The following is a 12,800-nucleotide window of genomic DNA, read 5'->3' as shown; positions in this document are numbered from 1 at the left end:
GATAAAACATCAACTTTACATATGATATAAAATATATCATTATATTACTACAAGGTAGCATCGCTTGTAAAGATGATAATTTTGTAATTAGTTCATTAATATTATATACATAAATAATTATTCTCAGTTATAAATCATCTTGAAAAGCACAAAACTAAAAATATATAAATTATATGGGAGGAACAAAATGAAAAAATTACTTTCGATTTTATTAGTAGCAATGATGATTGTCACACTAGCTGGTTGTGGTTCTAAAAACTCAGAGAACAATGAAAAACCAAGTGATAAAGATTCCAATAACACTAAAAAAATCACTTTAAAAGTTATGGATTGGAGTGACAGCTCAAAAGCTCAGAAAGAAACATTTTTTGAAGAATATAAAAAGAATAATCCTAATATTAATATTGAATACACTTGTCTTACAATGGATCAGTATAAAAACACTATACTATCCGCAATTAATTCTGGAGATGCTCCTGACCTATTCCCTCTACCAAGCGGCATGGATTTAGGTGCTGTAGTAAAAGAAGGTTGGTTCCAACCATTGGAAGGTCTTGTAAGTGAAGGTTTCAAAGATATGTTTGTAGATGGGGTATTTAAAGATGGCGTTAACGTAATAGATGGAAAAGTATACTCTATACCAGAAGTACTTCAATTACCTAATTCTATAATATTCTACAATAAAGATTTGTTTAAAAAAGCTGGATTAGATCCAGAACAACCTCCAAAAACATTCTCTGAATTAAGAGAGTATGCTAAAAAAATTACAGAAACAGGTAACGGTGATTTTTATGGAATAATTGAAGGTGGCCAACAAGTAAACAGATGGAAAACATCGGCTCATGATTTCTCTGCTCTAGGCGGCAGCGGAATGTCAGAATTCTCACCTGTCAGTTTATTTACTGGTGAATCAAGCTATGCTGATAAAGCGATGGTAGAAACTTTTGAATTATTTAAAGGTATGGCTGAAGATGGAAGTTATCATCCAAGTACAATGAGTATAAGAGCTCCAGAAGCTAGAGCATTATTTGGCGCAGGAGAAGCTGCTTTCATCATTCAAGGTGTTTGGTGTATAGGAGTTTGGAATGCTAACAATCCTGATTTAGATCTAGGTATTGCATCACAAGTCATTTCTGATAACGGTAGACAAGGTTCAGTAGCAATGGCTACAGCAAATGCATGGATGGGTGTATCAGCTAGCTCTAAGCATCCCAAAGAAGCAGCAAAATTATTAGAAGCTTTATACTCAAAAGATTATAATTACCAGAAAGATTGTGTTTCTGATGGAGTATTCTTCTCACTTGTTAAAGGTGTTAATGATGAATATCTAGCAAATCCATTATTAAAAGATTATTATGATGCTGCTATAGAAACAGCAAGCGTAGCTCCAAATCCAAAAACTGAAAACCCAGCAACATCACAATTATTCTTGCAATATAATGATGTAAGTCCAGCAATTGGAGACTTATTACAAGGAGCTGTAGCTGGAGCCATTAACGATATAGAAGGCAGTCTGAAAGTATTAGCAGAAAAAGTTAACCAAGAATTTGATAGAGCATTAAAAGCAGCTAATGAAAAAGGAGCCAATATTTCTAAAGATGATTTTAAATTCGATTGGGATCCAATGACTAATTATTAATTAATGCTTATAAAATGCTGTGACTTAATAGTTACAGCATTTATATTATCAAAAAGGAGAGAACATAATGCAACAAGTAGATAGTAGGAAAAATATATTTTCTATTAAAGATAAAAAAAATGTTAAGTGGTGTTGGATGTTCATGCTTCCAACGATACTATTATACTTAATATTCACCGCATGGCCCATATTCTCAAGTTTTTATTATGCGACTTTGAATTGGTCTGGATTAAGTGTAACTAAAGAATTTGTTGGATTACAAAATTTTATTGATGTAGCCAAAGACCCTTATTTTTGGTCTTCCTACTGGAATAGCTTCAAATTCATGTTTGGTGTTGTTCCCATTCATTTAGTAATTGGACTGTTATTAGCTGTTGTATTAAATAATAAGCTATTAAAATTTGCAAAAGTATACCGTACATTATTCTTTTTACCAGTTGTAACAACCGCATCTATTGTTGGTATCATCATGATATTTATTTTAGGTGCAGATGGTCCTGTTAACTCATTATTATTATCCATAGGTATAATAAATACTCCTATCAATTGGTTAGGAGACCCTAAATATGCAATGAGTTCAGTTATCCTCATTTCTGGCTGGAAAAATCTAGGTATAAACATGATTTACTGGCTAGCTGCCTTACAAAGTATACCATCAGAACTATATGAAGCCGCTAAAGTAGATGGATGTAATTCTAGGCAAATGTTTAGGCATATTACATTCCCATTGATCCTACCTATTGGAGCTGTTATCGCTTTACTTAATATAGTAGGTTCCCTAAAAGTATTTGATATTATAAAAACAATGACTAATGGTGGTCCTTTCTTTGCCACAGATGTTGTCTCTACTTATATATATAGATACGCCTTTTCAAGTGAAATGGGACTTCCAAGAATTGGCTATGCTTCAGCGGCAGGTATTTTCTTTGGAATAACAATTATTATTGTAGGTTTTACTGCAAATTATTTCAAAAAGAAAATCAAACAAAAAAGTTCCTTAACACAAAACTAATAACTGGTGGTGAATTGAATTGAAACAAATTAGAATAAAAAATAAAAAGATAGGTTTAACTCATTTAATATTGATAATAGTTTCTTTTGCATGGATTTATCCTTTTATTTGGATGGTAAGTGCATCTTTCAAGACACAAGATGAAATATTTGCGAATGGATTAACTCTAATACCAAAAAACTTTAATTTTGATAACTTTATAAGAGCATGGAATAACGCTAATTTTGAAGCTTACTTTCTTAACTCTATAATTGTTACAGTAAGTACTGTTTTATTAGTACTAATACTCAGTGCAATGATGGGATATGTAATGGGACGATATGAATTCAAAGGAAAAAAAGCAGTTTTACTTGTATTTCTAGCGAGTATGGTTATTCCCCTTGGTTTCACAATTATTCCTATATATCAAGCTATTAAAGCTTTAGGGCTCATGAACACAAGATTAGGTCTTATATTAGCTGAATCAGGTGGCTCACATATTATATTCATTCTACTTTTTGCCGGATTCTTCAAGGAGATACCAAAAGAATTAGAAGAAGCTGCGATTATGGATGGATGTGGATTTCTAAGAATATTCATAAATATTATGCTTCCTTTATCTAAACCAATAATAGGTAGTGTAGTAATTATGCAGTTTATATGGACATGGAACTCATTCCTATTACCACTCGTATTAACTCTTAGCAAAGAAGGGCTTCGTACTCTTGCCGTAGGTCTCTATGCTTTTAAAGGCGAATATGTCGTAGATTGGACTGGAATAGCTGCAGGAGGTACTATTTCATTAATACCTATAATAATAGTATTTGTTGCTCTACAAAAATATTTTGTAGAAGGAATAGCTGGTTCAATAAAAGGATAGTTAATGTTAATATTGAAATATGTAAGAGAGTTAAAAAATATATTAAGCAACATTTGATAAGAATTTTAAACTAATAGAGCATAGAAGAGTATATTATTAGGCTGGAATAATTCTCCAGCCTATATTGTGCTTACATTTATTTAATTAATAACTTTTATTATCCATACTAGCAAATTTAGTATATTGTCCCATCCATACCAGATGAATAGTACCAGTTGGTCCATTACGTTGCTTAGCTATTATTAATTCACCTTGATTTTTAGCTTCAGTTTCAGGATTATAGTATTCATCCCTATACAAAAACATAACTACGTCAGCATCCTGCTCAATAGCTCCAGATTCCCTTAGGTCCGATAACATTGGTCTATGGTCAGCTCTAGATTCACAAGCACGGCTAAGCTGGGATAATGCAACAACTGGAGCTTCCATTTCCCTGGCAAGCGCTTTCAATGAACGTGATATCTCAGATATCTCTTGTTGTCGTGATTCTGTTCTACCATTTCCACTCATAAGCTGCAAATAATCAATTAATATTAAATCAAGACCTTTTTCCAATTTCAATTTTCTACACTTAGCTTTCATTTCTGAGACTGTAATACCAGGTGTATCATCTATATAGATTGGAGCATTTGACAATACACTTGAACCACTTGCAATCTTTGCCCAATCTTCATCTTCTAATTCACCTGTTCTAACCTTTTGTGCATCTACCATAGCTTCTGAACAAAGAAGACGATTAACCAACTGTTCTTTTGACATCTCCAAACTAAATATAGCCGTTGAAGCATTTTCCTTAATGGCAGCATGTTGTGCCATATTAAGGGCAATTGCTGTTTTCCCCATTGAAGGTCTTGCAGCAATAAGAACAAAATCTGAAGGCTGCAATCCTGCAGTTTTATAATCAAGGTCAAGGAATCCAGTAGGTATCCCAGTAACTTTCCCTTGATTTTTATGTATAGTCTCTATTTTATTTAAAGTTGGTACTACTAAATCTTTAATAGAAGAAAACTCTTCCGTACGCCTATCTTGCATAATATTGAAGATTCTCTCTTCGGCACCGTTAAGAATATCTTCTAACTTATTTTTACCATCATAACTTTCATCAATTATTTCTCTGCTAGTCTTAATTAATCTCCTAAGAACCGACTTTTCCTTAACAATCTGAGCATAATTCTTTATATGTGCAGATGTTGGTACAGCCATAGCTAATTTAGATAGATAATTGATTCCACCTATTTGGTCTAGAACACCTTCGTCTTTTAGTTTATTTTCAAGTGTAACTAGGTCGATAGCTTTATTCTTATTATATAAATCAATGATTGCTTCAAATATCACCTGTAAATCAGGTTGATAAAAATCTTCAGGCATTAAGGACTCCGTACCTGTAGCTATCGCTTCTCTATCTAGTATCATAGAACCAATAACTGATTGCTCAGCCTCTAAGCTATATGGTGGTAATCCTTTTATTTCTGCATCCACCACAATCCCCTCCAAACTATTAATCCATACTACATATATATACATAGTTTGTATATCTAACCTAGTACTTAAGTTAATTATAACAGCCAAATTCTTATTAATAAACTTGTATTTATTTCTAATGCATACATTGTTTGGCGTAATTATATATATCTTTTAGATAATGAAACATCAAGACCCTTTAAGGGCCTTGTATTCATTTACTAAGATTATAATTCTTGAACTTTTACTTTTAATTCTGTTTTAACTTTTGCAGTTAATTTTATTGGTATTATGTGAGTTCCTAGAGCTTTTATTGGATCTTTAATTTGCATTTTCTTCTTATCAATATCAAAACCTAACTGTTCTTTTGCTGCTTTTGTAATTTCTTTTGTGGATACTGAACCAAAGATCTTGCCTCCATCTCCAGCCTTTACTTTTATTGTTATTTCACTACCTTTAATTTCATTAGCTAATTCTTTAGCTTGTTCAAGCAATTCTTCTTTTCTTCTCTTCTCTGATTGTTGTTTTAATTTCATATCATTAATAGAAGATTTAGTAGCTTCAACTGCTAATTTTTTAGGGAATAAGAAGTTCCTAGCATAACCATCACTTGTATTAACTAACTCTCCTTTTTTACCTACCTTCTTAACATCATCTAATAGTATTACTTTCATTTTTTTTCACCTTCCTCTAAGTATTCATCAATAGTATCTTTTAAGATTTCTATAGCACCATCTATGGTATTATCACGAAGCTGAGCACCTGCTACACTTAGATGTCCTCCTCCTCCTAATTTTTCCATTATTAACTGCACATTGATATCATCAAAAGAACGGGCACTTATATATATTATACCATCTACATTAGTTAACACAAATGATGCCTTGATACCAGATATATTAAGTAATTCATCTGCTGCTTGTGCAGTAACCAAAATCGGATTTTGAATATCTGACGGACATATTGAGATAGCCAATTTATCCTTATATATCTCTGAATCTCTAACCGCTGTTGCTCTAGCTTTGTATGATTCCATATCATTTTTAAATAATTTTCTTACTCTAACAACATCTGCTCCATTTCTTCTCAAATAAGCAGCTGCTTCAAAAGTCTTGACACCAGTTTTTATCACAAAATTTTTAGTATCTACTGTAATACCTGCAAATAAAGCCTCAGCTTCCATAGGTCTTAGCTTAACCTTATCTGAAATATATCTTATTATCTCAGTTACCATTTCACATGCAGAGGAAGCATAAGGTTCTATATAACTTAAAACAGTATTTTCAATATGCTCTGCCCCAACTCTATGGTGATCAAAAACCACAACATTGTTTACATATTTAAATAATTCTTCGCATTCGGTATAACTTGGTCTGTTAACATCCACAACTACAAGTAATGTATTCTCATTAGCATAATTAACAGCTTCTACGTTATCTATAAAAAGGTCTTCACCATAATTATCATCTTCAATAAAACGGTCATATAAAGGTTTAACCGCTGAAGTTATTTCATTAAGAACAATATGAACAGTCTTATCCAATAATCTAGCACAACTATAAATACCAATAGCTGCTCCTAATGAATCTAAGTCTTGAACTTTGTGTCCCATTACAATAACCTTATCACAATCTTCTATAAGTTCTCTGAACGCATAAGCTTTGATTCTAGCTTTTACTCTTGCGCTTTTTTCTACACCTCGAGTTTTTCCTCCATAGAATAAAAATTTATCACTTTCTTTTATTACCGCCTGATCTCCACCTCTACCAAGAGCTAAATCAATAGCAACTCTGGCAAAATCCATTGATTGAATATAGGAATAATCATTAATTCCAAGACCCATACTTAATGTAACTGGCAGTTCATTACCAATATTAATTTCTCTAACAAGATCTAATATAGCAAATTTATTTTCATGTAAATCCCTTAAATATTTCTTTTGAAATATTATCATGTATTTATCTTTTTCAAATTTACGAACAACACCATCAATTTTTTTAGCAAATTTATTTATATTTCTATCAATAAGTGCAACTAAAAGAGGTCTTCTAACATCTTCAATACTCTGAAAAGCTTCTTCATAATTATCAATGTATAAAAGGCCAACCACTGTTTTCTGATCATCATTCTTTGTTTGTAACTCTTTTTCATTAGTTATATCAAAAAAATATGTCGCATAGATAATACCGCTATCACTCATTCTATCATATGCATCTAAACTATTATCATCATTATCTATTACAAGACTACGAATTATTACTCTATATATTTTATCTTCTAGAGATATCTCTTTTTCAAAAACAGTATCATCTTCTACAGGCAATATAGTAGAATTAAGGTGAGGTATTAATGCATTAATATTTTTGTCCAATATCTTTTTTTCACCTATCATAGTTTCAAATTCTTCATTAAACCATCGTATTCTTCCATCAATATCTAACAAAATATAAGGTATCTGAAACTTTTGCAAAAAATTCTTTTGCAATGTACCAAAAGTAAGAGCATAATTAATTACCTCACTCATTAAATGTCTTTTTGAAACAACACTAATGAAAATACTTACCATTATAGCAACTAATAAAAATGCCAATGAGATAATACCCGCTGTAATACTGATATAAAATAATATTATGGTTAGTATAAATAGAAAAGCAACATATATTAAAGGCCATTTAAAATAACTTTCTATTTCTTTATTCATTTGAAATTTCTTATTCATATAATCTTCTCCTTTAAGGTTTAAAGAAGTTCCATATTATTATCTTCCATTATTAGATTTTTAATGCTTATTTTATGCATTATTTAATTTAACTCTAATTTGGAAAACACTATCTATAAAACCTGCTACTACAAAATAAGCTTGGAAAAAGATAAGACAAAAGATAGCTACTAATATTAGTAGACTTCTCCTTCCAGCATTTCTAACTCTTTTAATTACTGATACTTCAAATAAGATACCCAACAAAAATAACATTAATGTTAAAATAACTAGTATATTATTAATCGCTATAAGTAAATAACTATCACTACTTAGATTAAATGCTTTGGTACAAATAACAATCAATAAAAATATAATGATGCTTCTAGATACCTTTAACCCTAATATGTTTCCTAAGTTATAGTCATATATCTTTGCTTTACTAGCTACTATTCTAATACATAAAATAGATATAAAAGATATACCTAAACATAATAGATATAATAAAGCAGGGTAATAATATTTCATGAAATAAAAAGTCTTCTTAAATGTCCCCATAGCAATAGAATATTCTTGTATGGAATTAGTATTCGCACTAAAAAACCCACTATACATATCAGTAAATTCAATTTCCAAAGCATCTATAATATTAAAATAATCTGCTAAAACATCTATCTTGCAAATATATTTTAATGATATAATAGCTCCTAGAAAACATACAAAAAGTAATAAACTAGATACTGATAAAGCTTTAGGAAAAGAGGTTTCTTCTTTTACTATGTAACTAATAATAAAAGCAGGTAACATTATCAGCATACTATATGAGATAAAGTCTTGAACACCATATAACAAATAAATTACAGTAGAAATTGCTAACATACAACAAATCAAACTAGCATCTATCTTATATTGTAAACTATAGATTGCTATAGGTATAAAAACAATAAAACTAAAAAGTATTACTTCCGCTTGTGTTAAAAATAGGTAACTATAGAAAGTATTAATAATTAATATTATTAAAAGAAATATATATCTAGAATTACTATTTTTTTTCATAATAACCTCCTATATTTTGAAATTCATTCAAAATATATCTATCTATATTTGCTTAGACTTATTAAGATGTTTTGATAATGTAAGTATCTCTTTTGCCCATTCAGCATTTTCAACATCCTGTAAACTAGCTAAACGTAATTTATTTACTAATTTGACGTCAAGTGCTTCATTTGAAACACCTAACCTATCAGATAATAAATAGGAAAGTATAATTACATCAGCTAAAATATCAATATTTTCACTAGTGTTACCAGTATTACCTTCAGCCATATTTGAAAACAAAGCAGATACATTTGATAGTAGCTGACTTTTTAATCTTTCAATAATCCTAATAGTCTTTGTAATGTCAAAGTCCCCTTTATATATAGCCATAGCTACAGTCCCCTTTTATTTTTATAATTATTTTTATCTATTTGACATAAGTTATTTTATCTATTTACATAGATTAATCATATTATAACATTTTATGGAAGATATGAAAAGTTAAGAAACTATATTAATATGTTCATATTTAATAATTAATAAAGGCTCTGATTACTCAGAGCCCTAGAATATCTATATTAATCTAATGTATAAGGCATTAATGCTATATGTCTTGATTGCTTAATAGCTATTGTTAATGCTCTTTGATGTTTAGCACAATTTCCAGTGATTCTTCTTGGAAGAATTTTTCCTCTTTCAGAAACATATCTTTTTAATTTATTCACATCTTTATAGTTAATTGTCGCTTTTTTGTCTGCACAAAAAATACAAATACGTTTTTTTCTTCTTCCGCCTTTTCTTTTTTGGAAAGCCATTATTTTACCTCCTTTATAAAAATCATATTATACCTAAAATGGTAAATCGTCGTCAAAACTCTCGTCTATAGGAACAAACCCATCGGCATTATTATTATTCTCTGGTACAGGAACAGATGTTTCATTTGGTTCCGTTGCCATTCTTTGTTCAAATGAAGATTTACTTTCAGCAAAATGCTGTTCTTCAGCAATTACTTCTGTCATCCATTTTCTATTGCCGTTAGCATCATCATAAGTTCTTATTTGTAATCTACCAACAATACATACTTGTTGACCTTTCTTAAAAAACCTCTCAGCAAACTCTCCTGATTTTCCAAAGGATACAATGTTAATAAAATCAGCATCTGGCTCACCTTCACGTTTAAAACGTCTATTAACTGCTAAAGTATATCTAGCAATTGCAAGAGGTTGAGCACTCTGTGAATATCTAACTTCTGGATCCTTTGTTAATCTTCCCATCAATATGACTTTATTCATAACATTACCCCCTTAAAATTAGTCTTCTAATCTCTTAAATAAGAATCTTAAAACTGGTTCCATAATACGGATTCTTTTTTCAATCTCAGCTGGTGCATCTGAAGATGATTGGAATTTAATAAAGTAATAATAACCTTCTTTTACTTTATCAATTTCGTAAGCTAGTCTTCTTTTTCCCCAGTCGTCGATTTCACCGATAGTACCACCAAATCTTTCAATATAACCTTTGATTTTTTCTAAAGCAGCTTCTTTAACTTCTGTTTCAACATTCCCACTGATTACAATTGCTAATTCGTAATTATTCATTAATTACACCTCCTTTTGGACTTTGGCCCTTATTAATTTATAAGAGCAAGGATAATAATCATTAAAATAATGATTATATAGCTTGACATAAAATTACTATTTTATCTCTATACTACAATTAAACATATTACCATAGTTCTTTACATAATGCAATAAGAAATTTACATTTTACATTAATATAGATCATTATAGCCTATTCCTTAATGTTTTTTATATTCTTTTCTAATTTCTTTCTTGGAATCATGACCTGGTGACCGCATCCTAAACATTTTATTCTAAAATCTATACCTGTTCTAAGAACTTCCCATTCATGACTTCCACAAGGGTGTTGTTTTTTTAAATACAGCACATTTCCTACTTTTATATCCATCATCAATCACCTCTAGTTAATTATTAACTTCTACCAATAATAATACCTTGTCTACTATTATAAATTAAATCTATGTAATAGTAAATATATTGTATTATTCAAATGATATATATATTAATATTTTTATTTACCTTTATCCTTATGTCATGTTATAGTTATTATATTGCAATCAAAAAAAGTTTTAAAATATTACGTTAAGAAAGGATTAATTAGACTCAATAGCTTTTATAATGAACATAACTTCAGTTCTGTTTTAGTAACTCTAATTTATGGTGAGTACATATGTTAAAATCAAAAAAATATTTATATGAAGGTCTTTTATTTATTGTAGCAATAATCTGGGGCAGTGGATTTATAGCATCTAAAATAGCATTAAATATGGGGGCTACTCCTATACTTATACTAACGCTAAGATTCTTAACCGCAGCCGTTTTACTAAGTATTATTTTCTTTAAACATCTAAAAACTATATCAAAATCAGATATCATTGGCGGTTTCATCGTTGGCTTATTTCTTTTTCTAGGTTTTATATTTCAAACCTTCGGAATACTCTATACTACACCATCTAAAAATGCTTTTTTAACAGGTGTCAATGTTATTATTGTTCCATTTCTATGCTGGATTTTATACCGTAAAAAACCACCTATCAAATCATTTTTATCAGCAATCATTTGTTTTGCTGGAATTGGCTTGTTAACATTAGATATGGCTACAGGGGTTAATCTAGGTGATATACTAACTTTGATATGTGCTGTTTTTTTTGCACTTCATATAGTTTTTAATGGACATTATAGTAAAAAAATTAGTCCTATAAAGCTTTCAATTATACAGATGTATATAGCATTTATTTTGTCTTTACTCTGTTTCATTGTTATGGATATTAGAACAGTAGAATTAAATATAACCTTGAATGCAATATTAGCTATTTTATATTTAGGTATTTTTTGTACTTCTATTGCATTTTTCATTCAAACTTATGCACAGAAAAAAGTACCAGCTAATAAAGCAGCTATATTCTTATCAACTGAGTCTGTATTCGGAACAATTTTTTCTGTAGTACTGTTAAAAGAATCATTAAGTATTAAACTAATATTAGGCTGTATAGTTATATTTATAGCTATTCTTATATCAGAAGTAGAACTCAAAAAGAAACGATCCTAGACTCTTAATTTTATTAAGTGTATAAGATTTTACCTATCATGTAAGCTTCATACTAATCAATAAAGACTTTAATTACCAAAGATGATAATGATATGTACTCATTGTCATCTTTTTAATACCTCTATTTTTAACTAACTAGTAGTAAACGCATTTACTTACCTTTACAATTATACTATGTATTTATAGATAATTATTTAGATCACCGTACTGCATCAATAACCTAATAGATATCATTCCATATTATATAAAATAAGGACAAAAAAAACAGCCTATTAAGCTGTAAATAATTGCGGAGAAAGGATTTGAACCTTTGACCTTCGGGTTATGAGCCCGACGAGCTACCAGACTGCTCCACTCCGCGCCAGTATAAAATTCTTATGTTAAAGCGTTTTAAGGCGCCAATCGGATTTGAACCGATGATGAAGGTGTTGCAGACCTCTGCCTTACCACTTGGCTATGGCGCCATAGTATATTATATGCATAGTGCATTAATTTTGTCAATAACAAAATCGGCAGCCATCTACTCTCCCAAGTCGTCTCCAACTAAGTACCATCGACCGTTTATGTCTTAACCATCGTGTTCGGTATGAGAACGGGTGTTTCCCATAAACGCATTACCACCGAAAATGACTCGTAGGGGAATCGAACCCCTGTTACCGCCGTGAAAGGGCGGTGTCTTAACCGCTTGACCAACGAGCCTTATTATTTAACTCCCCGAGTGGGACTCGAACCTACAACCCTTCGGTTAACAGCCGAATGCTCTACCATTGAGCTATCGAGGATTACTTTTATAAACATTCAAAACAACACATTGCACAACAAATTATCCTTTAATCAACCTCTGCATTTGCTACATAACTTATATATCTTAACTCTTAGCTTAACTACTTAAGCTTGGTCAAGCCCTCGACCTATTAGTATCGGTCAGCTGAACATGTTACCATGCTTACACCTCCGACCTATC

13 protein-coding genes, 4 tRNA genes and 1 rRNA gene are annotated in these 12,800 nt (G+C 30.5%); 4 read left to right on the top strand and 14 right to left on the bottom strand.

The genetic code is table 11. The features are described 5' to 3' along the window. Window positions 1-187: 187 nt before the first annotated feature. From ACX6CF_RS10305 to ACX6CF_RS10295, 3 genes are all read left to right on the top strand, one after another. Window positions 188-1,639, top strand: a complete 1,452-nt coding sequence (locus ACX6CF_RS10305; RefSeq protein WP_458785241.1) for an ABC transporter substrate-binding protein — start codon at window positions 188-190, stop codon at window positions 1,637-1,639. 67 nt (window positions 1,640-1,706) lie between these two features. Beyond that, window positions 1,707-2,651, top strand: coding sequence for a carbohydrate ABC transporter permease (locus ACX6CF_RS10300; protein WP_458785240.1), 945 nt, complete (start codon window positions 1,707-1,709; stop codon window positions 2,649-2,651). A gap of 19 nt (window positions 2,652-2,670) precedes the next feature. Beyond that, window positions 2,671-3,510 (top strand): carbohydrate ABC transporter permease, encoded by an 840-nt coding sequence (locus ACX6CF_RS10295; protein WP_458785239.1) that lies wholly within the window; start codon window positions 2,671-2,673, stop codon window positions 3,508-3,510. Between the two features lie 144 nt (window positions 3,511-3,654). On the opposite strand, the gene dnaB is transcribed toward ACX6CF_RS10295, so the two are convergent. The 9 genes from dnaB to ACX6CF_RS10250 form a co-directional block, all read right to left on the bottom strand. Continuing rightward, complete coding sequence (dnaB, locus tag ACX6CF_RS10290) at window positions 3,655-4,992, bottom strand: replicative DNA helicase (RefSeq protein WP_458785238.1); 1,338 nt, start codon at window positions 4,990-4,992, stop codon at window positions 3,655-3,657. A gap of 206 nt (window positions 4,993-5,198) precedes the next feature. After that, window positions 5,199-5,645, bottom strand: a complete 447-nt coding sequence (gene rplI / locus ACX6CF_RS10285) for a 50S ribosomal protein L9 (protein WP_458785237.1) — start codon at window positions 5,643-5,645, stop codon at window positions 5,199-5,201. Beyond that, window positions 5,642-7,690, bottom strand: a complete 2,049-nt coding sequence (locus ACX6CF_RS10280; protein WP_458785236.1) for a DHH family phosphoesterase — start codon at window positions 7,688-7,690, stop codon at window positions 5,642-5,644. Before ACX6CF_RS10280 ends, rplI begins: the two co-directional genes overlap by 4 nt. Window positions 7,691-7,762: 72 nt before the next feature. Beyond that, window positions 7,763-8,725, bottom strand: a complete 963-nt coding sequence (locus ACX6CF_RS10275) for a DUF2232 domain-containing protein (RefSeq protein ID WP_458785235.1) — start codon at window positions 8,723-8,725, stop codon at window positions 7,763-7,765. A 42-nt stretch (window positions 8,726-8,767) separates the two neighbouring features. Next, complete coding sequence (locus tag ACX6CF_RS10270; protein ID WP_458785234.1) at window positions 8,768-9,097, bottom strand: MazG-like family protein; 330 nt, start codon at window positions 9,095-9,097, stop codon at window positions 8,768-8,770. 188 nt (window positions 9,098-9,285) lie between these two features. Further along, the gene (gene rpsR / locus ACX6CF_RS10265; protein ID WP_458785233.1) at window positions 9,286-9,522 is read right to left on the bottom strand and encodes a 30S ribosomal protein S18; all 237 of its coding nucleotides are present in this window, start codon (window positions 9,520-9,522) and stop codon (window positions 9,286-9,288) included. 33 nt (window positions 9,523-9,555) lie between these two features. Then, on the bottom strand, window positions 9,556-9,999 hold the full coding sequence (locus ACX6CF_RS10260) for a single-stranded DNA-binding protein (RefSeq protein ID WP_458785232.1): 444 nt from the start codon (window positions 9,997-9,999) through the stop codon (window positions 9,556-9,558). Window positions 10,000-10,017: 18 nt separating this feature from the next. Continuing rightward, on the bottom strand, window positions 10,018-10,305 hold the full coding sequence (gene rpsF / locus ACX6CF_RS10255) for a 30S ribosomal protein S6 (RefSeq protein ID WP_458785231.1): 288 nt from the start codon (window positions 10,303-10,305) through the stop codon (window positions 10,018-10,020). 193 nt (window positions 10,306-10,498) lie between these two features. Further along, window positions 10,499-10,675, bottom strand: a complete 177-nt coding sequence (locus ACX6CF_RS10250) for a DUF951 domain-containing protein (RefSeq protein ID WP_458785230.1) — start codon at window positions 10,673-10,675, stop codon at window positions 10,499-10,501. A 282-nt stretch (window positions 10,676-10,957) separates the two neighbouring features. On the opposite strand from ACX6CF_RS10250, the gene ACX6CF_RS10245 reads away from it, so the two are divergent. Continuing rightward, window positions 10,958-11,836: a DMT family transporter gene (locus ACX6CF_RS10245; RefSeq protein ID WP_458785229.1), complete on the top strand. Its 879-nt coding sequence runs from the start codon at window positions 10,958-10,960 to the stop codon at window positions 11,834-11,836. Window positions 11,837-12,123: 287 nt separating this feature from the next. Here the strand turns inward: ACX6CF_RS10245 and ACX6CF_RS10240 are convergent. The 5 genes from ACX6CF_RS10240 to ACX6CF_RS10220 all read right to left on the bottom strand — a co-directional run bounded on the left by ACX6CF_RS10240 (window position 12,124) and on the right by ACX6CF_RS10220 (window position 12,618). Further along, window positions 12,124-12,197 (bottom strand) — tRNA-Met (locus ACX6CF_RS10240). 32 nt (window positions 12,198-12,229) lie between these two features. Then, window positions 12,230-12,300, bottom strand: a tRNA-Cys gene (locus ACX6CF_RS10235). Between the two features lie 43 nt (window positions 12,301-12,343). Further along, a 5S ribosomal RNA gene (gene rrf, locus ACX6CF_RS10230) occupies window positions 12,344-12,461 on the bottom strand. Between the two features lie 2 nt (window positions 12,462-12,463). After that, window positions 12,464-12,535 (bottom strand) — tRNA-Glu (locus ACX6CF_RS10225). Between the two features lie 11 nt (window positions 12,536-12,546). Further along, window positions 12,547-12,618, bottom strand: a tRNA-Asn gene (locus tag ACX6CF_RS10220). Window positions 12,619-12,800: the final 182 nt, after the last annotated feature.

Source organism: Vallitalea sediminicola (genome assembly GCF_054408565.1).
Note: the sequence above shows the minus strand (reverse complement) of the source record. Positions and strands in the feature narration are given on the sequence as shown.